This window comes from Streptomyces sp. SLBN-8D4 (assembly GCF_049739545.1).
Taxonomy (GTDB): domain Bacteria; phylum Actinomycetota; class Actinomycetes; order Streptomycetales; family Streptomycetaceae; genus Streptomyces; species Streptomyces canus_C.
Genome location: NZ_JBMGQC010000001.1, coordinates 7,563,002 through 7,584,285, shown reverse-complemented (window position 1 = coordinate 7,584,285; position 21,284 = coordinate 7,563,002). Strand labels below are relative to the sequence as shown.

Annotated in this window: 20 protein-coding genes and 1 pseudogene; 9 read left to right on the top strand and 12 right to left on the bottom strand. The window is 70.8% G+C overall.

Translation table 11 applies throughout. From position 1 onward, the window contains the following. Positions 1-47 precede the first annotated feature (47 nt). Positions 48-689: a DNA-3-methyladenine glycosylase gene (locus tag RKD20_RS34470; protein ID WP_424881124.1), complete on the bottom strand. Its 642-nt coding sequence runs from the start codon at positions 687-689 to the stop codon at positions 48-50. A gap of 141 nt (positions 690-830) precedes the next feature. Here RKD20_RS34470 and RKD20_RS34465 point away from each other — a divergent pair, with 141 nt between their 5' ends. From RKD20_RS34465 to RKD20_RS34455, 3 genes are all read left to right on the top strand, one after another. Next, a complete protein-coding gene (locus RKD20_RS34465) occupies positions 831-1,613 on the top strand; it encodes a sporulation protein (protein WP_020121309.1) in 783 nt (260 codons plus the stop codon). A 44-nt stretch (positions 1,614-1,657) separates the two neighbouring features. Next, positions 1,658-2,197, top strand: a complete 540-nt coding sequence (locus tag RKD20_RS34460) for a YbhB/YbcL family Raf kinase inhibitor-like protein (RefSeq protein WP_424881123.1) — start codon at positions 1,658-1,660, stop codon at positions 2,195-2,197. A 152-nt stretch (positions 2,198-2,349) separates the two neighbouring features. Next, on the top strand, positions 2,350-2,856 hold the full coding sequence (locus tag RKD20_RS34455; protein ID WP_020121311.1) for an HNH endonuclease: 507 nt from the start codon (positions 2,350-2,352) through the stop codon (positions 2,854-2,856). Positions 2,857-2,970: 114 nt separating this feature from the next. On the opposite strand, the gene RKD20_RS34450 is transcribed toward RKD20_RS34455, so the two are convergent. The 3 genes from RKD20_RS34450 to RKD20_RS34440 form a co-directional block, all read right to left on the bottom strand. Further along, positions 2,971-3,909 (bottom strand): SPFH domain-containing protein, encoded by a 939-nt coding sequence (locus RKD20_RS34450; RefSeq protein ID WP_020121312.1) that lies wholly within the window; start codon positions 3,907-3,909, stop codon positions 2,971-2,973. 130 nt (positions 3,910-4,039) lie between these two features. Next, entirely contained in the window at positions 4,040-4,471 is a 432-nt protein-coding gene (locus RKD20_RS34445) for an NfeD family protein (protein WP_424881122.1), read from the bottom strand. 93 nt (positions 4,472-4,564) lie between these two features. Then, positions 4,565-5,362, bottom strand: a complete 798-nt coding sequence (locus tag RKD20_RS34440) for an ABC transporter ATP-binding protein (RefSeq protein ID WP_356020700.1) — start codon at positions 5,360-5,362, stop codon at positions 4,565-4,567. Between the two features lie 140 nt (positions 5,363-5,502). Here RKD20_RS34440 and RKD20_RS34435 point away from each other — a divergent pair, with 140 nt between their 5' ends. After that, on the top strand, positions 5,503-6,291 hold the full coding sequence (locus tag RKD20_RS34435) for a hypothetical protein (protein WP_424881121.1): 789 nt from the start codon (positions 5,503-5,505) through the stop codon (positions 6,289-6,291). A 125-nt stretch (positions 6,292-6,416) separates the two neighbouring features. Here RKD20_RS34435 and chpE read toward each other — a convergent pair whose 3' ends face one another. The 3 genes from chpE to RKD20_RS34420 all read right to left on the bottom strand — a co-directional run bounded on the left by chpE (position 6,417) and on the right by RKD20_RS34420 (position 8,598). Further along, on the bottom strand, positions 6,417-6,662 hold the full coding sequence (gene chpE, locus RKD20_RS34430) for a chaplin ChpE (RefSeq protein ID WP_020121316.1): 246 nt from the start codon (positions 6,660-6,662) through the stop codon (positions 6,417-6,419). 156 nt (positions 6,663-6,818) lie between these two features. Then, positions 6,819-7,460 (bottom strand): response regulator, encoded by a 642-nt coding sequence (locus tag RKD20_RS34425; protein WP_424881120.1) that lies wholly within the window; start codon positions 7,458-7,460, stop codon positions 6,819-6,821. Continuing rightward, entirely contained in the window at positions 7,453-8,598 is a 1,146-nt protein-coding gene (locus RKD20_RS34420; RefSeq protein WP_424881119.1) for a GAF domain-containing sensor histidine kinase, read from the bottom strand. Before RKD20_RS34420 ends, RKD20_RS34425 begins: the two co-directional genes overlap by 8 nt. A 186-nt stretch (positions 8,599-8,784) precedes the next feature. On the opposite strand from RKD20_RS34420, the gene RKD20_RS34415 reads away from it, so the two are divergent. The 3 genes from RKD20_RS34415 (at position 8,785) to RKD20_RS34405 (ending at position 11,620) form a co-directional block, all read left to right on the top strand. Beyond that, the gene (locus RKD20_RS34415; protein WP_424881118.1) at positions 8,785-9,480 is read left to right on the top strand and encodes an SDR family NAD(P)-dependent oxidoreductase; all 696 of its coding nucleotides are present in this window, start codon (positions 8,785-8,787) and stop codon (positions 9,478-9,480) included. Then, positions 9,477-10,553 (top strand): S-adenosylmethionine:tRNA ribosyltransferase-isomerase, encoded by a 1,077-nt coding sequence (locus RKD20_RS34410; protein WP_424881117.1) that lies wholly within the window; start codon positions 9,477-9,479, stop codon positions 10,551-10,553. The genes RKD20_RS34415 and RKD20_RS34410 overlap by 4 nt, the downstream gene beginning before the upstream one ends. Positions 10,554-10,852: 299 nt before the next feature. Then, a complete protein-coding gene (locus tag RKD20_RS34405) occupies positions 10,853-11,620 on the top strand; it encodes a transglycosylase SLT domain-containing protein (protein WP_424881116.1) in 768 nt (255 codons plus the stop codon). Positions 11,621-11,695: 75 nt separating this feature from the next. Here RKD20_RS34405 and RKD20_RS34400 read toward each other — a convergent pair whose 3' ends face one another. Continuing rightward, on the bottom strand, positions 11,696-14,338 hold the full coding sequence (locus RKD20_RS34400) for an FHA domain-containing protein (protein ID WP_424881115.1): 2,643 nt from the start codon (positions 14,336-14,338) through the stop codon (positions 11,696-11,698). Between the two features lie 238 nt (positions 14,339-14,576). Here RKD20_RS34400 and RKD20_RS34395 point away from each other — a divergent pair. Both RKD20_RS34395 and serB read left to right on the top strand, forming a co-directional pair. Then, positions 14,577-16,451 (top strand): annotated as a pseudogene (locus tag RKD20_RS34395) (streptophobe family protein); the annotation flags it as partial. Between the two features lie 1,051 nt (positions 16,452-17,502). Next, a complete protein-coding gene (gene serB / locus RKD20_RS34390) occupies positions 17,503-18,717 on the top strand; it encodes a phosphoserine phosphatase SerB (protein WP_020121324.1) in 1,215 nt (404 codons plus the stop codon). Positions 18,718-18,801: 84 nt separating this feature from the next. Here serB and RKD20_RS34385 read toward each other — a convergent pair whose 3' ends face one another. From RKD20_RS34385 to RKD20_RS34370, 4 genes are all read right to left on the bottom strand, one after another. Beyond that, positions 18,802-19,320: a SixA phosphatase family protein gene (locus RKD20_RS34385; protein ID WP_424881114.1), complete on the bottom strand. Its 519-nt coding sequence runs from the start codon at positions 19,318-19,320 to the stop codon at positions 18,802-18,804. A gap of 65 nt (positions 19,321-19,385) precedes the next feature. After that, positions 19,386-19,592 carry a hypothetical protein gene (locus tag RKD20_RS34380; protein WP_424881113.1) on the bottom strand — a complete coding sequence of 69 codons (207 nt, stop codon included), beginning with the start codon at positions 19,590-19,592 and terminating at the stop codon, positions 19,386-19,388. Between the two features lie 174 nt (positions 19,593-19,766). Next, the gene (locus RKD20_RS34375) at positions 19,767-19,883 is read right to left on the bottom strand and encodes an SGM_5486 family transporter-associated protein (RefSeq protein WP_086023195.1); all 117 of its coding nucleotides are present in this window, start codon (positions 19,881-19,883) and stop codon (positions 19,767-19,769) included. 48 nt (positions 19,884-19,931) lie between these two features. Next, positions 19,932-21,281 carry a CynX/NimT family MFS transporter gene (locus tag RKD20_RS34370; RefSeq protein ID WP_424881112.1) on the bottom strand — a complete coding sequence of 450 codons (1,350 nt, stop codon included), beginning with the start codon at positions 21,279-21,281 and terminating at the stop codon, positions 19,932-19,934. Positions 21,282-21,284: the final 3 nt, after the last annotated feature.

The window sequence follows — 21,284 nt, the reverse complement described above, 5'->3', positions numbered from 1 at the left end:
ACCGGGTCAAGCGGCTCGGGCTACGTTACGCACCTTCCAAGAGCGAGTCAACTTGAGCGCCGCCTCGGGGCATGAGCGCGATAGGGGCTCACTGTCGGGTCGTTGGCGACCCAGAAGCGCCAGGGGTGCGCGCCTCCCTCGCCGGCCACCCCGGTCCGCGGACCGTTGAGTACCTGGTCGGAGGGGACCGGAGTGCCGGTGAGCATCCTCAGCGGGGTCTCGCCCGGGTCGCATGCGTCCGTGCCGTCCAGGGCCCGGTCCACACCAAGGGCGGTGGCCAGGCGGGCCGGCCCTTTGGCCAGTTCCTTGTCATTTCGGGCCGAGAGTCGACGTTTGCGGGCCGGCTCGGCGCCTTCGAGGACCTCGCCCGCGCGGAGCAGAACGGCGCTCGCCCGGCCTTCCGGACCGCACACCAGGTTCATGCAGAACCACATGCCGTAGGTGAAGTAGACGTACACATGCCCGGGCGGACCGAACATCACGTCGTTGCGGGCCGTGCGGCCGCGATAGGCGTGGGAGCCGGGGTCGTTCGGACCGTCGTACGCCTCTACCTCCGTGAGGCGCACCGCGATCGGGCCGTCCGGGGTCGTACGGACGAGGGTGCGGCCGAGGAGGTCGGGGGCGACTTCCAGTACGGGGCGGTCGAAGAACTCTCGTGGCAGTGGCGTACGGTCCGGGGGCGTGATCATGGAGTACGAGCGTAGTCCAGACGGGTGTGTGCCAAGGGGTGGTCAAGGGTTCGTCCGCTTGCCAGGGTGATGGCGCGGAACCGACCACGGCCGGATCGCGTTTGTAGGGATCAGGAATCCGCGCGTTCTAAGAGGAGAGACATGGCGTTCAAGAAGCTGCTCGCGAGCCTGGGGGCCGGTGGGGCTTCGGTGGAGACGGTGTTGACCGAGGTCAACGTCGTTCCGGGTGGTGTCGTCCAGGGCGAGGTGCGGATCCAGGGTGGGTCCGTCGACCAGGAGATCGAGGGGCTGTCGGTCGGGCTCCAGGCCAAGGTCGAGGTCGAGAGCGGCGACCAGGAGTACAAGCAGGACATCGAGTTCACGAAGGTCTCGCTCGGCGGTGCCTTCACGCTGCAGGCGAACGCGGTGCACGCGGTGCCGTTCGGTCTGGAGATCCCCTGGGAGACGCCGGTCACGATGATCGACGGCCAGGCGCTGCGCGGCATGAACGTCGGTGTCACGACCGAGCTGGCGATCGCGCGTGCCGTGGACTCCGGTGACCTCGATCCCGTCAACGTGCACCCGCTGCCGGCGCAGAAGGCGATTCTGGACGCCTTCATGCAGCTGGGCTTCCGCTTCAAGAACGCGGACCTGGAGCGCGGCCACATCCGGGGGACGCGGCAGCGGCTGCCGTTCTACCAGGAGATCGAGTTCTTCCCGCCGCAGCAGTACCGCGGGCTCAACCAGGTCGAGTTGAGCTTCGTCGCGGACGGCAACGCGATGGACGTCATCCTGGAGATGGACAAGAAGCCGGGGCTGTTCAGCGAGGGCAGTGACACCTTCCGGTCCTTCCAGGTGGGGCTGCACGACTACCAGAGCACCGACTGGGCCGCCTACCTCAACCAGTGGCTGTCCGAGGTAGGTAGCAAGCGCAACTGGTTCTAGGCTCGGGAACTGCTGATTCCGGTAATCGATCAGGAGGTACCGAGGTGACCGAGCTCAAGCGGCGGCCGCTCCCCCATGACTTCCATCCGCCTGTCCCGTCCTTCACGGTGACGAGCGAGGACGTGCAGGAGGGCGGCACGCTCAAGGACGCTCAGGTCTACGCGGCCGGCAACACCTCTCCGCAGCTGCGCTGGGAGGGGTTCCCGCCGGAGACCAAGAGCTTCGCCGTGACCTGCTACGACCCCGACGCGCCTACGGGCAGCGGGTTCTGGCACTGGGTCGTGTTCGACATCCCGGCCTCGGTGACCGAGCTGCCGGTCGGTGCGGGCAGCGGCACGTTCGAGGGGCTGCCGGAGGGTGCCGCACAGGCGCGGAACGACTACGGGTCGAAGGACTTCGGTGGGGCCGCTCCGCCGGCCGGGGACGGGCCGCACCGGTACGTCTTCACCGTGTACGCCGTGGACCAGGAGAAGCTCGGGCCGGATGCCGAGGCGTCGCCTGCCGTCGTGGGCTTCAACCTGCGGTTCCACACCATCGCGCGTGCCCAGTTGATCGGTGAGTACGAGGTGCCCGCCGAAGACTGACGTTCATCGGGCGTTTGCCCGCCTCTGGTCTTGGAATTGATCAGAGGCGGGCACTTTTTTATTGCGTTGTCCATCTCGGCGTGCCCGGCCAGAGTTGATCCAAGCCCAAGCCCGCCAAGGGGTGGGCCGGTGCACATGGGAGGTGGGCTGACATGCGGGACACGCTGGTACTGAACGCGAGCTTCGAGCCGCTGTCGACGGTGACGTTGAACCGAGCCGTCGTTCTGGTGCTTCAGGACAAGGCCGTCGTCGAGCAGTCCCACCCCGAACTGCGCATGCGCGGAGCCGCGGTCGACATACCGGCGCCCCGGGTGATCAGGTTGTGCAGGTATGTGCGGGTGCCCTTCCGAAGACAAGCCCCCTGGTCCCGGCGGGGTGTTCTGGTGCGTGACCGGCACAGGTGCGCGTACTGCGGGCGGCGGGCGACGACCGTGGACCATGTGGTGCCGCGGTCGCAGGGTGGTCAGGACACCTGGCTGAACACGGTGGCCTCCTGCGCGGAGGACAACCACCGCAAGGCGAACCGGACTCCGGCGGAGGCGGGGATGCCGTTGCTGCGGGAGCCGTTCGAGCCGACTCCGGCCGATGCCATGTTGCTGTCGCTGGGGCACGAGGACTTCTCGGCGCTGCCGGAGTGGTTGGCGCGAGAGGCCGCCTAGCCGTCTGCCGGGATCTCTTGGTCGCGGCTGCGGGTGCTCCGTGGCTTGTCGCGCAGTTCCCCGCGCCCCTGGGTGGGTGCGGGGAACCTTTCGTTTGCTGTCCCGTCAGTCGATTCAGTCGATCTTCGGGGTCTCCCGGCGTTCCGCGCCGCCGTTGCCTCCGCCCGAACCGCCGCCGAAGTTGCCGAAGTTGCCCATCGCGCCGGAGAGGCCCTTGAGGGCGTCGCCGATTTCGCTGGGGACGATCCAGAGCTTGTTGGCGTCGCCCTCGGCGATCTTCGGGAGCATCTGGAGGTACTGGTACGAGAGGAGCTTCTGGTCCGGGTCGCCGGCGTGGATCGCCTCGAAGACCGTGCGGACCGCCTGGGCTTCGCCTTCCGCGCGCAGGGCGGCCGCCTTGGCCTCACCCTCGGCGCGCAGGATCTGGGACTGCTTCTCACCCTCGGCCGTGAGGATCGCGGCCTGGCGCGTACCTTCGGCGGTGAGGATCGCGGCGCGCTTGTCACGGTCGGCGCGCATCTGCTTCTCCATCGAGTCCTGGATGGAGGTCGGGGGCTCGATGGCCTTCAGTTCCACGCGGTTGACGCGAATGCCCCACTTGCCGGTGGCCTCGTCGAGGACGCCGCGCAGGGCCGCGTTGATCTCCTCGCGGGAGGTCAGGGTCCGCTCCAGGTCCATGCCGCCGATGATGTTGCGCAGGGTGGTGACGGTGAGCTGCTCGATCGCCTGGATGTAGCTGGCGACCTCGTAGGTCGCGGCCCGGGCGTCGGTGACCTGGTAATAGATGACCGTGTCGATGTTGACGACGAGGTTGTCCTGGGTGATCACCGGCTGCGGCGGGAACGGAACGACCTGTTCGCGCAGGTCGATGCGGTTGCGGATGGTGTCTATGAACGGGACGACGATGTTCAGGCCCGCGTTGAGCGTTCGCGTGTAGCGGCCGAAGCGCTCCACGATGGCGGCGCTCGCCTGTGGGATGACCTGGATCGTCTTGATGAGGGCGATGAAGACCAACACCACCAGGATGATCAAGACGATGATGACCGGTTCCATCGTGCTCCCCGTGCCCTTCTCTGCCTCGGCGTTCTCGGAAGATCTTATGGTTGTTGAAGATCTTGCTGGTCGAGTCTGACAGACCGTCGCGTAACTCGTGGTGCGTTCGGTTCAGTTGCATCCTGCGAGGTCACATGACGATCGCCGTGGCTCCCTCGATGTCCACGACGTCCACTTCCTGGCCTACTTCGAAGGCACGGCCGGTGTCGAGAGAACGGGCGGACCAGACTTCGCCGGCGAGCTTGATCCGGCCACCGCCGCTGTCGACGCGCTCCAGGACGACGGCCTGTCTGCCCTTCAACGCATCGATGCCCGTGACGAGTTGGGGTCGCTGGGAACGGTGCCGGGTCGCGATGGGCCGTACGACGGCGATGAGGGCCACCGAGACGACGGCGAAGACGAGTACCTGGACGACGACGTCACCGCCGAGTCCGGCCGCGAGCGCGGCGGCGAGGGCGCCCGCCGCTAGCATGCCGAACTCCGGCATCGCGGTCACCACGAGCGGGATTCCGAGCGCTGCCGCGCCGACGAGCCACCACACCCATGCGTCGATGTCGTTCACATGGTCATGGTAGGTCCGGAGGTACCGCCGCGGACAGGGCGCGATGGAGCGGGACGGGCTTCTTACCCTTGTTTTTGCGGGGACTTCACGTGCTCACGACAGCGGAAGGCCCTGTGCGGTCCAGCGCTCGCCGACCTGCTCGACGACGAGGGGGAGGCCGAAGCACATGGAGAGGTTGCGGGAGGTGAGTTCGAGCTCCAGCGGACCCGCGGCGAGCACCCTGCCCTGACGGATCATGAGGACGTGGGTGAAGCCGGGGGCGATCTCCTCGACGTGGTGGGTGACCATGAGCATCGAGGGGGCGATCGGGTCGCGGGCGAGCCGGCCGAGACGGCGGACCAGGTCCTCGCGGCCGCCGAGGTCGAGGCCGGCGGCGGGCTCGTCGAGAAGGAGGAGCTCGGGGTCGGTCATCAGGGCGCGGGCGATGAGGGTGCGCTTGCGCTCGCCCTCGGAGAGGGTGCCGAACTTGCGGTCCAGGTAGTCGCTCATGCCGAGGCGGTCGAGGAAGGCGCGGGCACGCTGCTCGTCGATCTCCTCGTACTCCTCCTGCCAGCCGGCGGTCATGCCGTACGCCGCCGTCAGCACGGTCTCCAGGACGGTCTGGCGCTTGGGGAGCTTGTCGGCCATGGCGATGCCTGCCATGCCGATGCGCGGGCGCAGTTCGAAGACGTCGGTGCCGGGCTTGCCGAGGGTCTCGCCGAGGATGGTGGCGGTGCCCTTGCTGGGGTAGAGGTAGCTGGAAGCGAGGTTCAGGAGCGTGGTCTTGCCGGCGCCGTTGGGGCCGAGGATGACCCAGCGCTCGCCCTCCTTGACCGACCAGGAGACCTGGTCCACCAGAGCCCGGTCCTCGCGGACCACGGATACGTCCTGAAGCTCCAGAACATCGCTCATGAGCGCGTTGTCTCCCCTTGCAGTGTGACCGGTGTCGGCGTCTCGGCTGGCGCGTGCGCGCTTTTGGGCGCAGCCCTCGGTGAAATCTACGCCACCGGTCGGCGGCTCCCGTCCAGTGGTCCGGTCCTTAGGCTGGGGGCATGTTCTCGGAACCGCGCTCTGGACGCCTTGCCGCTTGGGGAAACGGTCTTTTGGCCGGACTTGTCTCGCCGGACGACGCCGTGTCGGCGATCGTCGGTGACGATGCCGTGCACCGGGTCGAGGGGGTGCCGGGTGAGCCGGCGGCCGTCGGTCTGACGCTGGCGCTGGGGCGGCTTCGGTCGCTCGGCGTGACGGGACTGCGGGTGGCGCTGCCCGCGCCCGGGCATCCGCTGGGACTGAGCGGACCGCCGGAGTTCAACGCCCGGGCGTTGGAGGCCGAGGAGGCGGTGGTCTGCCACGGCGCCGCGCTGGGCCTGGTGCCGGAGGTGTCCGAGGCCGGGCCCGCGGGTGATGTGCATGTCGAGGTGGTGTGGCAGGTGCTGCCGGTGCGGGAGGCCCCGCCGGCGGACGTTCCCTCGCTGGGCGAGGCCGAGCGGGAGCTCGCGGAGGCCCTGCGGGAGGCGACGGAGGTGTTGTCGCGGCTGGACGTGGCCGCGTCGGGGCCGGTGGCGGAGGCGGCGATCGGGGCGTACCGGGCTCGGGCCGAGCGGGGGCGGGAGGTGCTGGCGCCGGGGTATCCGCCCAGGGCGGTGCGGGTGCTGGAGCTCGCTCAGCGGGTGGGGTTGTTGGTGTCGCTGGCCCACGAGAGGGGGCACGGGGGTGCGGTGAGCTCCGCCGAGATGCGGGCTCGGGGGGAGGCCTTGCGGCCGGTGGAGCGCACGGGGCGGCGGGCGCAGGTGGCCGCCTACAACGCGTACGTGGAGGAGTTGGAGCGAGGGGTGCGGTGACCGGAGTGGGGCTGGGCTGCGGCGGTGAGTGCGCGGCCCAGCGCCCGGGGTGCGCAAACGGACCGGCCTCCCGGGTGCGCGAGGCACCCGGGAGGCCGAAGTCACTGCCCGCTCGGCGGGGGACGTCAGTGGTTGAGACCGAGGTTGCCGAAGGCGGGGTTCAGCACGCCGATGACGTTCACGCTGTTGCCGACCGCGTTCACCGGGACGTGCACCGGGGCCTGGACGAGGTTGCCCGAGACGACGCCGGGCGAGCCCACGGCCTTGCCGTCGGCGTGCGACCCGTCGGTGGCGGAGGCCATACCGGCACCGGCGGCGATCAGCCCGCCGGCCACCATCGTCACGGCCGCTGCCTTCTTCAGGTTCTTCACTTCTAAGCCCTCCTAGCGATTGCCGCGGCAGTCGCCGCAGCACGCACTGGAGAACGGCGGACCTCCACGAAGGATGCGCCATTCGGGGGACATTCCCACGACGGTATGAATCTCACTCCGGAGCGGAACCCTCCGTATTGCCGTGCGTCCGAGGGATCAACCGGCCACTCCGTGACGAACCGCCCACAGTGCTGCCTGAGTCCGGTCTGCCAGGTCGAGTTTCATCAGGATGTTCGAGACGTGCGTCTTGACGGTCTTCTCGGAGAGGACCAGCGCACGGGCGATCTCCCGGTTGGAGCGGCCGTCCGCGATCAGTCCGAGCACCTCGCGCTCCCGCTCGGTGAGCGAACCGCCTCTGCCCTGGCCGGAGTTTGTCTCCTCCTGGGACAACAGGGCGCCCGCGACCTCGGGTTGGAGCAGGATGTGCCCGGCGTGCACGGAGCGGATGGCGCCGGCGAGGGCGTCGGGGTCGACGTCCTTGTAGACGTATCCGGCGGCGCCCGCGCGCAGGGCCGGGACCACCGTGCGCTGTTCGGTGAAGCTGGTGACGATCAGCACGCGCGCGGGGTTGTTCAGTTCGCGCAGTTTGCGCAGGGCTTCGATGCCGTCCATGCCCGGCATCTTGACGTCCATGAGGACGATGTCGGGCTTCAGTTCCTCGGCGCGCGCGACGCCCTCGGCGCCGTCGGCGGCCTCGCCCACGACCTCTATGTCGTCCTGCACTTCGAGGAAGGTGCGCAGTCCCCGGCGGACGACCTGGTGGTCGTCGACGAGCAGGACCCTGATCGCGTCAGCCACCGGGGACCTCCATCTCGATCGTGGTGCCCTTGCCGGGCGCCGATTCCACGGTCAGCGTGCCGCCGACCCCGCTGGTGCGGTCCCGCATGGAGACCAGGCCGAGGTGACGTCCCGCGCGGCGGATCGCCTTCGGTTCGAAGCCGCTGCCGTCGTCCGTGACGCGCAGGACGGCTCCGCTGCCGCGCCGGTCCAAGGTCACGTCGACATGCTCGGCCCCCGAGTGCCGCAGCGCGTTGTGCAGGGCCTCCTGGGCGACGCGGAGCATGGCCTCCTCCTGGGAGGCCGGCAGTGCGCGGAAGTTGTGGGCGGCGAAGGTCACGCGCGCGCTGTGGGCGCGGTCCAGGACCTGGATCTGGGTGCGCAGGGTGGCGGTGAGGCCGTCCTCGTCCAGGGCGGCGGGGCGCAACTCGACGACGGCGGCGCGCAGTTCGTCGGCGGCTTCGGCGGCGAGCACGGCCACCTGGCGCAGTTCGCCCTTGGCGCGGGAGGGGTCGCGGTCGACGAGGGCGGCGGCGGCCTGGGCGGTCAGGCGCAGCGAGAAGAGCTTCTGGCTGACCGCGTCGTGCAGTTCATGGGCGAGGCGGGAGCGCTCCTCGGCGATTGTGAGCTCGCGGCTGCGTTCGTAGAGGCGGGCGTTGGTGAGGGCGATCGCGGCGTGCTGGGCGAGGATGGCGAGGAGTTCCTCGTCCTCCTCGGTGAAGCCGCAACTGCCTTCCGGCTTCGGGCAGTTCTTGTTTGCGAGGAAGAGGGCGCCGATGACCTCGTCGCCGTCGCGGATCGGCAGGCCCAGGAAGTCGACCAGGTCGGGGTGGGCGGACGGCCAGCCCTCGAAGCGGGGGTCCTTGCGGACGTCGGCCAGGCGCTCGGGTGTGGCCTCGTGGAGCATCGCGGCGAGGATGCCGTGCTGGCGCGGGAGGGGGCCGATGGCCTTCCACTGCGCGTCGCTGACACCGTCGACCACGAACTGGGCGAAGCCGCCGTGGTCGTCCGGGACGCCGAGGGCGGCGTACTGCGCGTCGAGCAGTTCGCGGGCCGAGGCGACGATCGTCTTGAGGACGTCACGCACCTCCAGGTGCCTGCTCATGGCCAGCAGCGCGGAGCTCACCGCGGCGAGGCCGGACCGGGGGCCTTGACTCATGCCCTCAGAGTACGGGCGGGGTGTGACAGCGCGGATCGGACCTGTGACCGCTCCTGGCTAGGGCGGACGACCTAGGGCGAAGGTCCTCGTCGCTTTGCGGCCCGCGTCCGAGGCGGCCGGGACGACCGCGTTCCTAGGTTGGGGGCACGCCGATCAGGAGGCGTGGAGGACGAGGGGGCGTGTGTCATGCCGGTAGCGATCATCACGGGGGCCTCGAAGGGGCTGGGACGGGCGCTCGCCGAGGCGCTGGCCGCGCGGGGCTGGGACCTGGTGCTCGACGCCAGGACGGCGGAGGTCCTGAAGGAGACGGCGGCCGCGCTCGCCGGGCACGGGACCCGGGTGACGGCGCTGCCCGGGGACGTCACGGATCCGGCGCACCGCTCCGAGCTGGTGGCGGCGGCCTTGAGGCTCGGTGGCGTCGATCTGCTGGTGAACAACGCGAGCGCGCTGGGCGCCGAGCCGCTGGCCCGCCTTGAGGGGCTGCCCCTGGACGGGCTGCGCCGGGCGCTGGAGGTGAACGTCATGGCCGCCCTGGGTCTGGTGCAGGAGGCGCTGCCGCTGTTGCGGGCCTCGGAGGCCGGCACGGTGATCGCGGTCAGTTCGGACGCCGCCGCCGAGGCCTATGAGACGTGGGGCGGCTACGGGGCGTCGAAGGCGGCCCTGGACCACCTCGCGGCGGTGCTGGGCGTGGAGGAGCCGGGGCTGCGGGTGTGGGCCGTCGATCCCGGGGACATGGCGACGGACCTGTACGCGGCGGCCGTGCCGGACGACCAGGATCCGCGGCCGGAGCCGGCGGGTGTGGTGCCGGCGTTCCTGCGGTTGCTGGACGAGCGGCCGGTGAGCGGGCGGTACGGGGCCCCGTCGCTGCTGGAGGGGCGATGACACTCGCCGTGCGCGTACCGGAAGAGCTGTCGGCGCGGGTGCCGGCCGAGCAGCGTGGGCCCGGGCTCGACCGCGACGCCGTACGGCTGCTGGTGTCGCGGGGCACCGAGGTGTCGCACCACTCCTTCGGGGAGCTTCCTCTGCTGCTGCGGGCCGGGGACCTGCTCGTCGTGAACACCTCCCCCACGCTGGCCGCGGCCGTCGACGGTCGGATCGGGCACGCCCGTGTGGTGGTGCACTTCTCCACGCGCGGGGACGACGGTCGGTGGGCGGTGGAGCTGCGGGATCCCGACGGGAGGGGCACCACGCGTGCGCGTGCGGGCGGGCCCGCGGGGACGGAGGTGCGGCTGCCCGGGGGCGGGCGGCTGGTCCTGGAGGAGGCGGTGAGCGGGCGGCTGTGGTGGGCCCGGGTGGACGGTGGGGACGTCCTGGGGCTGCTGCGGGAGCACGGGCGGCCCATTCGGTACTCCTACACGGAGCGGGACCAGCCGTTGTCCGTCTACCAGACGGTGTTCGCGCTGCCGTCGCCCGACGGGGCGGGCAGCGCGGAGATGCCCAGTGCGGCGCGGCCTTTCACCGCGCGGCTGGTGGCGGAGCTGGTGAGCCGGGGCGTGCAGTTCGCGCCGGTCACGCTGCACACGGGGGTGGCCTCGGCGGAGGCGCACGAGCCGCCGTATCCCGAGCGGTTCTCGGTGCCGGAGGCCTCCGCGCGGCTGATCAACGCGGCGAGGGCCGGGGACGGCCGGGTCGTCGCCGTCGGGACGACGGCCGTGCGGGCCGTGGAGTCGGCGGTCGGGGCCGACGGAGTCGTACGCGCGCGTGCGGGATGGACGGATCTCGTCGTGACCCCGGAGCGCGGGGTGCGGGTGGTGGACGGGCTGCTGACCGGGCTGCACGAGCCGGAGGCCTCGCATCTGCTGATGCTGGAGGCGGTCGCGGGGCGGGCGGCGATCGACCGCGGGTACGAGGAGGCGCTGCGCCGGACCTACCTGTGGCACGAGTTCGGCGACGTGCATCTCCTCCTGCCGCAGGAGGGTCCTCACACAGAGCATTGCGGCCGCAACTGCTGGTGAGGCTGCTGTGCACCGGATGTGAGGCCGCACATAGGGCGCAGATCACGTACTAAGCGAAATAGGAGACAAGCCCCTCCTGCATGAGCGGGGCAGACGTTCCGGTCTGTCCTGATTTGCCCTCCCCCGGTCCACTACCCGGGGTCGTACGTCACACCTTTGCCGGGTGGTTTTGCGCCAGCTAAGAATGGCCAACGTCGCTCAGCGCCGCGGGTTCCCCCCGCGGCGTTTGTGCCGGAAGCACCCGTGTCCGACACCGGACAGCGAGCGACCTCCGCGCTATTCGAAGAGGTCCATCCCGCATGCCCAAGATTCCTTTCACCCGTGGTCATAGTCGTGCGCTGACGAAGCGTCACAAGATCGCCGTCGCCGGAGTCGCCACGCTCGGTGCCGCCGCCATCGCCTTCAGCGCGGTTCCTGGCAACGCGGAGACCACGACGTCCGAGGCGGCCTCCTACTCGGCCCCCGTGAAGTACTCCTCCGAGCAGCTCAAGGGCCTCCAGTCGGACGTCAGCGAGCAGCTCGCCGCCAAGGCCCTGCAGGGCAAGGCCGCCGAGGCGAAGGCGAAGGCAGAGGCCGCTGCGAAGGCGAAGGCCAAGGCCAAGGCCAAGGCGAAGGCCGCGCACGCCGCGAAGAAGAAGGCCGCCGCGGCCGCCGCCAAGAAGGCCGCGCACGCCCGCAAGGCCAAGGAGGCCGCGAGCCGGGCCGCGCACCGCGCCAAGCTCAAGGCCGCGGTGCACCGGAGCTACGGCAACAACCTGGACGGCTGGATCAAGCAGTCCCTGGACATCATGAAGTCCAAGGGCATCCCGGGCAGCTACAACGGTCTGTACCGCAACATCATGCGGGAGTCCTCGGGCAACCCGAACGCGATCAACAACTGGGACATCAACGCCATCAACGGCATCCCGTCGAAGGGCCTGCTCCAGGTCATCCCGCCGACGTTCCAGGCGTACCACGTCGCGGGCACGTCCTGGAACATCTACGACCCGGTCGCCAACATCACCGCCGCCGCGAACTACGCGGCCGACAAGTACGGCTCGATGGACAACGTGAACAGCGCGTACTGAGGTCGCGCGGACCTCTCGTACGCACAAGGGCGGCACCCGGTGGGGGTGCCGCCCTTCGGCGTCGTACGGCAGGGATCACTTGCGCATGACCTCGGGCTCGTGGCGGCGCAGGAAGCGGGAGACGAGGAACCCGCAGACGACGCCGATGGCGATGAGGGCGATCATGTTGAGGCCCCAGGTGCTGACCGCGTGGTTCCACAGCGGGTCGGTCGTGTCGCCCGGTTTGACCGGCGGGTTGACCTTGTTGAAGTCCAGCGTGGCGCCCGCGGCGGCGACCGCCCAGCGTGACGGCATCAGATACGAGAGTTCGTTGACGCCGAGGGTGCCGTGCAGGGTGAACAGACACCCGGTGAAGACGACCTGGACGATCGCGAACATGACCAGCAGCGGCATGGTCTTCTCGGACGTCTTCACGAGCGCGGAGATGATCAGCCCGAACATCATCGAGGTGAACCCGAGCCCCATGATCGGCAGGCACAGTTCCGCGAGGGTGGCGCTGCCGAGGACCAGCCCTTCCTTCGGCAGTCCGCGGCTGGCGAAGCCGATGACGCCCACCATCAGCCCTTGCAGGATGGTGATCACGCCCAGTACGACCACCTTGGACATCAGGTACGCCGAGCGGGACAGGCCGGTGGCGCGCTCCCGCTCGTAGATCACCCGTTCCTTGATCAGCTCGCGGACGGAGTTGGCCGCGCCGGCGAAGCAGGCGCCGACCGCGAGGATGAGCAGGACGGTGGTGGCCGTGCTGTTCGGCTCGGGAAGCTTGGTCCTGGGGTCGATCGGCTTGGGCAGCAGGTTGTCGCCGAAGTCGATGAGCAGGCTCACCGAGCCGAGGACGAGCGGCAGGATCACCGTCAGGGCCAGAAAGCCCTTGTCGGACGCGATGACCGAGACATAGCGGCGCACGAGTGTGCCGAACTGGCCCGTCCAGCGCTGCGGCTTCGGCGGCTTCATGCCCTGCATCGGAGGCATCTGTACGGACTGCGGGGCAACGGCGTCTATGTCCGCGGCGTACATCTGGTAGTGCTGCGAGCCCTTCCAGCGTCCGGCCCAGTCGTAGTCGCGGTAGTTCTCGAAGGCGGAGAAGACGTCGGCCCAGGTGTCGTAGCCGAAGAAGTTCAGCGCCTCCTCGGGCGGCCCGAAGTAGGCGACCGCGCCGCCGGGGGCCATCACGAGCAGCTTGTCGCACAGGGCCAGCTCGGCCACGGAATGGGTGACGACGAGGACCGTACGGCCGTCGTCGGCGAGGCCGCGCAGCAGTTGCATGACATCGCGGTCCATGCCCGGGTCGAGGCCGGAGGTCGGCTCGTCGAGGAAGATCAGGGACGGCTTGGTGAGCAGCTCCAGGGCCACGGAGACGCGCTTGCGCTGGCCGCCGGAGAGGGCGGTGACCTTCTTCTCCCGGTGGATGTCGAGCTTCAGCTCGCGCAGCACCTCGTTTATGCGGTGTTCGCGCTCCTCGCTCGTGGTGTCGGCGGGGAAGCGGAGTTTGGCCGCGTACTTGAGGGCCTTCTTGACGGTCAGCTCCTTGTGCAGGATGTCGTCCTGCGGGACCAGACCGATGCGCTGGCGCAGCTCGGCGAACTGCTTGTAGAGGTTGCGGTTGTCGTAGAGGACGTCGCCCTGGTTGGCCGGCCGGTAGCCGGTGAGCGCCTTGAGCAGCGTCGACTTGCCGGAACCGGACGGTCCGATGACCGCGATCAGGGACTTCTCCGGGACGCCGAAGGAGACGTCCTTGAGGATCTGCTTGCCGCCGTCGACCGTGACGGTGAGGTGGCGGGCGGAGAAGGAGACCTCGCCCGTGTCGACGAACTCCTCCAGACTGTCGCCGACGATCCGGAACGTGGAGTGGCCGACGCCGACGATGTCGCTCGCGCCGAGCATCGTCGAGCCGCCCTTGGGGATCGGCTGGCCGTTGACGTACGTGCCGTTGTGGGAGCCCAGGTCGCGGATCATCATGCGGCCGTCGGGCATCGAGTGGAACTCGGCGTGGTTGCGGGAGACCTGCAGGTCGGAGACGACCAGGTCGTTCTCCAGGGCACGGCCGATGCGCATGATGCGGCCGATGGTGAACTGGTGGAACGTGGTCGGACTGCGGTCGCCGTAGACCGGCGGCGCGCCCGCGCCGACAACGCCGTCGGCGCCGGGGCCCTGCTGCTGCGGAATCTTCTGCGGCGGCTGGTGCGCGTACGACTGCGGCTGCGGCTTCGACTGCTGCCGGGGCTGCGGTTGCGGCCAGCCGGATGGCGCGGCCTGTGGTGATGCCTGGTACGGGGCCTGATGGGGTGTCTGGTGCGGAGCCTGGTGTGGTGTCTGGTGCGGAGCCTGTTGCGGGGCCTGCTGCGGGGTCTGCTGGGCCCAGCCCGGGTTCGCGCTCTGCGCGGCGTACGGCTGCTGCCCGGGCTGCGGCTGTACGTCCGAGGCCGCGGCGCCGGAGAGGCTCAGCAGCGGGCCGTCGCTCGCGTTGCCCAGGTGGACGGCCGCGCCGGGGCCGATCTCCGTCTCGTGGATCCGCTGGCCGCGCACGAACGTGCCGTTGGTGCTGCCGTGGTCCTCGATGACCCAACTGCGCCCGCTCCAGCTGATCGTGGCATGACGCCAGGACACCCTGGCGTCGTCGAACACGATGTCCCCCTGCGGATCGCGTCCAAGGCTGTACGGCCTGGACGGATCGAGCGTCCAGGTACGTCCGTTCGCTTCCAGTACGAGTTCCGGCACCCCAAGCCCCACTGAGTAGTCCCCCGCATTGCCCCCGTCACAGGGAGTGTAGGGATGTCGAACATCGTCGGGAACTATTTCAGGATCCCCTCCTGACCGAAAGCCGAGCCCCGAGAACACCACGTTCGCGCGCTTCGGCCGGTTCCGTTGACGGGGTTGAAAGGGACCCGGAGAGTGGGTAATCCACGCGAGGGGGACTAGCGCGGTCTCGGCCGCGCCGCGCATCGGGGGGCCTGCCATGAGTGCGTCCAGGGGCGTCGAGACCACGAAGCACGGCGTGCGGCTGCCGTGGGGAGACATCCTGCTGTCCGCCATAGCCGCCGTGAGCTGGGCGTTGATCGGGATGGCGGGTGCGGCCGCGCTCGGACTGCATCTGCTGGAGGCCGATTCCGCGGCCTCGCTGGGCCCGATGACCGCGGCTGTCGTGGCCCTTGCGGCGGGTGGTTCGGTGACGCCCTCCGGCGATGTGTCCGCGTTCGGGCTGACGGGGGCGCAGGCGGCGACCGCCATCGAGATCACGCCACTGGGCGTCGGCCTGGTCGGTGCGGTGCTTATGTCCTGGTTCTTCCTGCGGTCCCTGCGAGGGGCCGGGGTGGTGATCGCGCCGTCCGAACTCCTCGCGCGGGCGGGCTCGGTGGTCGTCCTGTTCACGGTGATGATGGGCGGGCTGGCCTGGGCGGGGCACGACGTCATCACGATCGACGGGGGTGCGCTGGGGCTCGACAAGCTGCCCGGCGCGGGTGGTGGCGGGGGCGGCGGTCTCGACATCCCCGGGCTGGGGGACGTCGGGGACATCGGTGGCCTGCTGCCGGACCGGATCGGCAATCTCATCGACGCTAAGGCCGCGGTCGGCTTCACGGTGGACACCGCACCGACGCTGCTCGGCGGGCTCGGCTGGTCGGCCGGGATCCTGCTGATCGCGCTGCTGGCGTCCCGTCGTACGCCGCTGCCGCCCGGCTGGGAGGCCGTGCACCGCGTCGTACGGCCGGCCGTCTCCGCCCTCGTGACGGTGCTGCTGGTCGCGGTGGCCGCGGGGCTCTCGGCGGCGGCGTACGCGGCGATCGGCGACGACCACCCCAAGCGGATCGCGGGCGCGGCGCTGCTCGGGGCGCCGAACGGGGTGTGGCTGGGCATCCCCGTCGGCCTGTTCGTCCCGTTCGACGGCCGGGCGACGGGCGTCCTGACGAACTTCCTTCCCGCCCCCCTGGACCGACTCCTCGACTCGGACTCCGACCAGTCGATGACACTGGGGCGCCTGGCGGAGGTGGACGGGCGGGTGTGGCTGCTGGGGGTGGGGGCGGCGCTGATGATGCTGCTGGCGGGGGTGCTCACCGCTGTGCGGACGCCGGTGGGGGTGAGTCACGAGACCGCACGGGATCCGGGAGCGCTTGGTTTCGCGGGCCGGTGTGCGGTGCGGCTGGGTGTCGCGACCGCGTTGGCGTTGCCGCTGCTCGCCTGGCTGACGGAGGTGTCGGTGGACGCCTCGCTGTCGGTGCTGGGGTTCGACGCGTTCGGCGCGGGTGTCCGGCTTCGGGGTCAGCTCGGCATGGCGGTGCTGCTCGGAGCGCTGTGGGGAGCGGGGGCGGGCGCTGCGGGGGCGCTGCTGGCGCGGGTGACGGGGGCGGCGGGGTCTCGGGCGGCGGGGTTGGCACTGGGTGACTCGGCGGGGGGTCTTCGTGCCGGGGCGGGGGTCGGTGCGGGTTCTGGTGTCGGGGCGGTTGCTGTGGGGGCGTGGGGGGCTGGGGCGGGTGCTCCTTATGGGGGCGGGGCTGGTGCGGACGCCGGTGGGGCCGGGACGCCTTGGGGGGAGGCCGCCGGGGTCTACGGGGGTGGGGCGGGGACTTCTGGAGGCGGGCCAGGGAGGCACGAGGGGACGGGCGGCTCGTACGACGACGTGTCGAGGTCCTATGAAGGCGGGGCGCGGTCCTATGAGGGGGGAGAGGCCGGACCCTACGGCGGTGAGGTGGGGCCACACCGCGGTGGACCGGGGGGCGATCGCAGCGGGGCACGCCCCTACGACGAAGGTACGGCCGGACCGTACGGCGGCGAGGCCGCGCCATACCGCGGCGGCCCAGGAACCGATCGCGGCGAGGCACGCCCCTACGACGAGGGCGCCTCCAGGCAGTACAGCGGTGAGACAGGGCCGTACCGCGGCGGGCCAAGGGCCGATCGCGGCAAGGCACGCCCCTACGACGAAGGTGCGGCCGGACCGTACGACGGCGAGGCCGCGCCATACCGCGGCGGGCCAAGGGCCGATCGCGGCAAGGCACGCCCCTACGACGAAGGTGCGGCCGGGGCGTTCCGCGGTGAGGCGAGGCCCGATGGCGGCGGGGAGGACGCCTATCGAGGTGAAGCGGGCGCGCAGGGCGGTCCGGGCCCAGCCCGCCCCGGTCAGGCGAGGGGGCCCGGCGGGGAGGCGCAGTCACGAAGCGGCGAGGCCGGGGCGCAAGGCCGTGGGGCCGCGCCGCGTGGTGGTGAGGCGGAGTCGCCGGGCGCCGAGGCCGGAACCTCTCAAGGTGGGACCGGGCCGTACGTGCCCGGTACGCCTTATCGGCCGCCCAATGCGGCTACCAACCCGTACCTGCGGGTCCCGGACGAGTTGCGGGGGCCCGAGGACGCAGTGGCCGCCGGCCACGGTGGGCGGGCGCCGGGGGCTGAGGACGATCGGCCGGGCCGTCGTCGGGGGGAGCAGGGACCGGAGGGTTCGGGAGACGGCAGCGGTCGGCCTCAAGACGCGGTGCAGCCTCCTGAGGAGAGCGCTCGGCCTACGGCGGGGCCGCGTCGGCCCGACGGTTCGCCGCCGCCCGACGACGGCACCGTCTACGGCGCCCCCACGATGGCCCGACCGATCGACCAGCCCCCTCGTTCACCGCGCCGACGCGCTGGGGGCGAAGGCCCGCAGTCGCCACCGCCGCCGCCTCCCCCGCCCCCGCCCCCGCCGCCCCCCGGGAAGCCGAAGGGACGGCGCTGACCGGCACGCACACCCGTACGGCGCCGCCGCGCACGCGGGACCCGCCGACGCCCCCAGCGCCCAGCCCCGTCCCGCAGCCCGCCCGTGTCCCGCCCGTAAAGATCTCGCCACCCGCTCGACACCGAGTGTTCGGTGTCCGTCAGACGGACCGCGGGAGCGGAAGGCACTGGGTGCCGGATACGGTGGAGGCACCATGAGCGCTGAGCAGACCTCGTTCTCCGACGTCCCCACCCTTCTCGTCAAGATCTTCGGGAAGGACAGGCCGGGCATCACGGCAGGCCTCTTCGACACCCTCGCCGCCTACTCCGTCGACGTGGTCGACATCGAGCAGGTCGTCACGCGTGGCCGAATGGTGCTGTGCGCGCTCGTGACCGCGCCGCCCCGCACGCTCGAGGGCGATCTGCGGGCGACCGTCCACAGCTGGGCCGAGTCGATCAAGATGCAGGCGGAGATCATCTCCGGTCTCGGCGACAACCGGCCGCGAGGGCTGGGACGTTCCCTGGTCACCGTGCTCGGGCACCCGCTCACCGCGGAGGCCACCGCCGCGATCGCCGCCAAGATCGCCAAGGCGGGCGGCAACATCGACCGTATCTTCCGGCTGGCCAAGTACCCGGTGACCGCCGTCGAGTTCGCGGTGTCCGGCGTGGAGACCGAGCCGCTGCGCACCGCCCTGGTGACGGACGCCGGCAAGCTCGGCGTGGACGTGGCCGTCGTGGCCGCCGGTCTGCACCGCAGGGCCCAGCGGCTCGTCGTCATGGACGTGGACTCCACGCTCATCCAGGACGAGGTGATCGAGCTCTTCGCCGCGCACGCCGGCTGCGAGGACGAGGTCGCCGAGGTGACCGCGGCCGCGATGCGCGGCGAGCTGGACTTCGAGCAGTCGCTGCACGCGCGCGTGGCGCTGCTGGAGGGGCTGGACGCCTCGGTCGTCGACAAGGTGCGTTCCGAGGTGCGGCTGACGCCGGGCGCGCGGACCCTGATCCGTACGCTGAAGCGGCTCGGCTTCCAAGTGGGTGTCGTCTCGGGCGGCTTCACTCAGGTCACCGACGACCTCCAGGACCGGCTGGGGCTGGACTTCGCCCAGGCGAACACCCTGGAGATCGTCGACGGGAAGCTGACGGGCCGGGTCACCGGGGAGATCGTGGACCGCGCGGGCAAGGCGCGACTGCTGCGCCGGTTCGCCGCCGAGGCCGGGGTGCCGCTGTCCCAGACGGTGGCGATCGGCGACGGCGCAAATGACCTGGACATGCTCAACGCGGCCGGGCTCGGGGTCGCCTTCAACGCCAAGCCGGTGGTGCGGGAGGCCGCGCACACCGCGGTGAACGTGCCCTTCCTCGACACCGTGCTGTATCTGCTGGGCGTCACCCGCGAAGAGGTCGAGGCGGCGGACGCGCACGAGGAGGACTGACCTCCGACGACAGATCGGCAGGGGCCCGGCACCGTGGTGGTGCCGGGCCCCTGCCGAGTCTCGCGCGCGGGAGGGGCGCCGCCGTCAGTCGGACGGCGCCCAGTAGTCGACAAGGGTGGCCGTGCCGGGCTCCAGGGCCTTCCAGGGGCCGCTGAACGACAGGACGGCGAAGGCGGCGGCCGGGAAGCCGCGGCCGCTCATCCGCTGGCGGGCGTCCCCCTCGGCGGCGCCCGCGAGGACGTCGGCGAGGCCCTGCACCCCCGGGTTGTGGCCGATCAGGACGGCGTTCCGCACGTCGTCCGGGGTCTCGTTCAGCACGGCGATCAGCTCACCGGGAGAGGCCTCGTAGATCCGCTCCTCGTAGACCGTTTTCGGCCGGTGCGGGAACTCCTGCACGGCGAGTTTCCAGGTCTCACGGGTCCGGGTCGCGGTGGAGCAGAGGGCCAGGTCCAGGGGGATGCCGGAGTCGACCAGCCGTAGCCCGGCTTCCGCTGCATCTTTTCGGCCCCGGTCGGCGAGCGGCCGCTCGTGGTCGGTCACCTCCGGCCAGTCGGCTTTCGCATGCCGGAAAAGGACAATCCTGCGGGGATCTGCGACGCTCATGGGATCCAGCTTCGCATGAAACAGGCCACGCGGCGCAGGGAGTTGACGGGCGGCTTTGCGGGTGCTCAGCGGGCTATGAGCTGCTGCACGCGCTCCAGGAACTGGGTGACGAGGGGGTCGCCGGAGGCCGCGTGCGCGTCGGCGGGATTCAGGATGAGGGTCAGGAGCACCACGAAGGCGAGCGTCGGCAGCGCGAGGGCCCACCAGGGCAGCCGGATGTCGACGCCGCCCCGGGACGCCGGGTGGGGCGGGGTCTGCGTAGGGGCCGACATGAGTGCCTCCGCGGGTCTTCGAGTCCCGTGATCCGCTTCTCGCGGTCACACCTCGAAGTTACGGAACCGGCGGCCCTCAACCCATCCGGTGATCCACCCAGTTGACCCTGACACTCACCCCCTAGGGGACGTGGGGCTAACCCCACCATCGGCTCGGGAAACGGGTGAGCGGGATCAGGGCGAGGCGATCGTCGCGATGATCGCGATGATGACGAAGATGGCGAAGAACGAGCCGAAGACCAGCAGCATCTTCTTCTGGCCGTTCTGGGGATTCGGGTCGAGCACTGGCATACGGCAAGTCTCGCATCCCGGTCTCTTACCAAGGTTGCCAGGGTGGCCTCAGCGGGCCGCCTCCTCCTCCACCGTGCGGTCCCGGCCCGCGAGGACCCCGACCGCCATCTGCGGGATCATCAGGCCGATCATGAGCGCGATCGGCAGGCCCCAGCCGCCGCTGTGCTGGTAGAGCACGCCCACCAGGAGCGGTCCCGGGATGGAGATCAGATAGCCGGTGCTCTGCGCGAACGCGGACAGCTGGGCGACGCCCGCGCCTGTCCTGGCACGCATCCCGACCATGGTGAGGGCCAACGGGAAGGCGCAGTTGGAGACACCGAGCAGGACGGCCCAGGCCCAGGCTCCGGCGGCGGGGGCGAGGTAGAGGCCCGCGTATCCGGCGAGACCGCAGACGCCGAGCGCGATCACGATGGGGCCCTGGTGCGGCAGCCGGGTGGCCACGCGCGGGATGACGAAGGCCAGCGGGACACCCATCACCATCGTGACGGCCAGCAGCAGCCCGGCGGTGCCCGCGGGCACACCCGCGTCCCGGAAGATCTGCGCCATCCAGCCCATGGTGATGTAGGCGGCGGTGGCCTGGAGCCCGAAGAAGACGGCGAGCGCCCAGGCGGTCCGGCTCCGGGTGATCCGCAGCACGGGCGCCTCCACGCGCGCGTGCACGTGCCGGACGGGCCCGGCGCCCTTCACACGCGTGTGCACGCTCCGGACCGCCTTGGGCTCCGTCGACGACACCGGCCCCCGGTCCCGTACGAGCGGAATCCACGGCAGTACGGCCGCCGCGGCCAGGCCCGCCCACACCGCGAGCCCGGACTGCCAGCTGCCCCCCAGCGCCTCGGTCACCGGTACGGTCACGGCGGCCGCCGCCGAGGTGCCGAGGGCCAGGGCCATCGAGTACAGGCCGGTCATGGAGCCCACCCGGTCCGGGAACCAGCGCTTGACGATGACCGGCATCAGGACGTTGCTGACGGCGATGCCCATGAGGGTGAGGGCGCTGGCGGCCAGGAAGCCCGCCGTGGAGCCCGTGTACGGCCGTATGAGCAGGCCCGTCGTGATGGCGACCATGCCGGCGCACACCACCGCGCCCGTGCCGAAGCGGCGGGCCAGACGGGGGGCCATGACGCCGAAGACGGCGAAGCACAGCGGGGGCACCGAGGTGAGCAGGCCGGCCATGCTGCCGCTCATGCCGAGTCCGTCGCGCACCTCTTCGAGGAGGGCGCCGAGGCTGGTGATGGCGGGGCGGAGGTTGAGGGCGGACAGCACGATGCCGACGACGACCAGTCGCACCGCCCACGCGCGCGGGGCGGCCACTGGGGTTCCCTCTTCGGTCGGGGTCGCGGAACCGCGTGCGGTCGCGGGCTTCACTGTCCGGGTTTCCTCGCTCGCCATGACGTCCATCATAGA

What these genes read in the sequence shown, in the direction of transcription:
- RKD20_RS34370 (WP_424881112.1), bottom strand. Translation starts at nt 21,281, where the DNA reads ATGATGGACGTCATGGCGAGCGAGGAAACCCGGACAGTGAAGCCCGCG.
- RKD20_RS34375 (WP_086023195.1), bottom strand. Translation starts at nt 19,883, where the DNA reads ATGCCAGTGCTCGACCCGAATCCCCAGAACGGCCAGAAGAAGATGCTG.
- serB (WP_020121324.1), top strand. Translation starts at nt 17,503, where the DNA reads ATGAGCGCTGAGCAGACCTCGTTCTCCGACGTCCCCACCCTTCTCGTC.
- RKD20_RS34435 (WP_424881121.1), top strand. Translation starts at nt 5,503, where the DNA reads ATGTTCTCGGAACCGCGCTCTGGACGCCTTGCCGCTTGGGGAAACGGT.
- RKD20_RS34380 (WP_424881113.1), bottom strand. Translation starts at nt 19,592, where the DNA reads ATGTCGGCCCCTACGCAGACCCCGCCCCACCCGGCGTCCCGGGGCGGC.
- RKD20_RS34410 (WP_424881117.1), top strand. Translation starts at nt 9,477, where the DNA reads ATGACACTCGCCGTGCGCGTACCGGAAGAGCTGTCGGCGCGGGTGCCG.
- RKD20_RS34440 (WP_356020700.1), bottom strand. Translation starts at nt 5,362, where the DNA reads ATGAGCGATGTTCTGGAGCTTCAGGACGTATCCGTGGTCCGCGAGGAC.
- RKD20_RS34470 (WP_424881124.1), bottom strand. Translation starts at nt 689, where the DNA reads ATGATCACGCCCCCGGACCGTACGCCACTGCCACGAGAGTTCTTCGAC.
- RKD20_RS34385 (WP_424881114.1), bottom strand. Translation starts at nt 19,320, where the DNA reads ATGAGCGTCGCAGATCCCCGCAGGATTGTCCTTTTCCGGCATGCGAAA.
- RKD20_RS34415 (WP_424881118.1), top strand. Translation starts at nt 8,785, where the DNA reads ATGCCGGTAGCGATCATCACGGGGGCCTCGAAGGGGCTGGGACGGGCG.
- RKD20_RS34420 (WP_424881119.1), bottom strand. Translation starts at nt 8,598, where the DNA reads ATGAGTCAAGGCCCCCGGTCCGGCCTCGCCGCGGTGAGCTCCGCGCTG.
- RKD20_RS34450 (WP_020121312.1), bottom strand. Translation starts at nt 3,909, where the DNA reads ATGGAACCGGTCATCATCGTCTTGATCATCCTGGTGGTGTTGGTCTTC.
- RKD20_RS34465 (WP_020121309.1), top strand. Translation starts at nt 831, where the DNA reads ATGGCGTTCAAGAAGCTGCTCGCGAGCCTGGGGGCCGGTGGGGCTTCG.
- RKD20_RS34405 (WP_424881116.1), top strand. Translation starts at nt 10,853, where the DNA reads ATGCCCAAGATTCCTTTCACCCGTGGTCATAGTCGTGCGCTGACGAAG.
- RKD20_RS34455 (WP_020121311.1), top strand. Translation starts at nt 2,350, where the DNA reads ATGCGGGACACGCTGGTACTGAACGCGAGCTTCGAGCCGCTGTCGACG.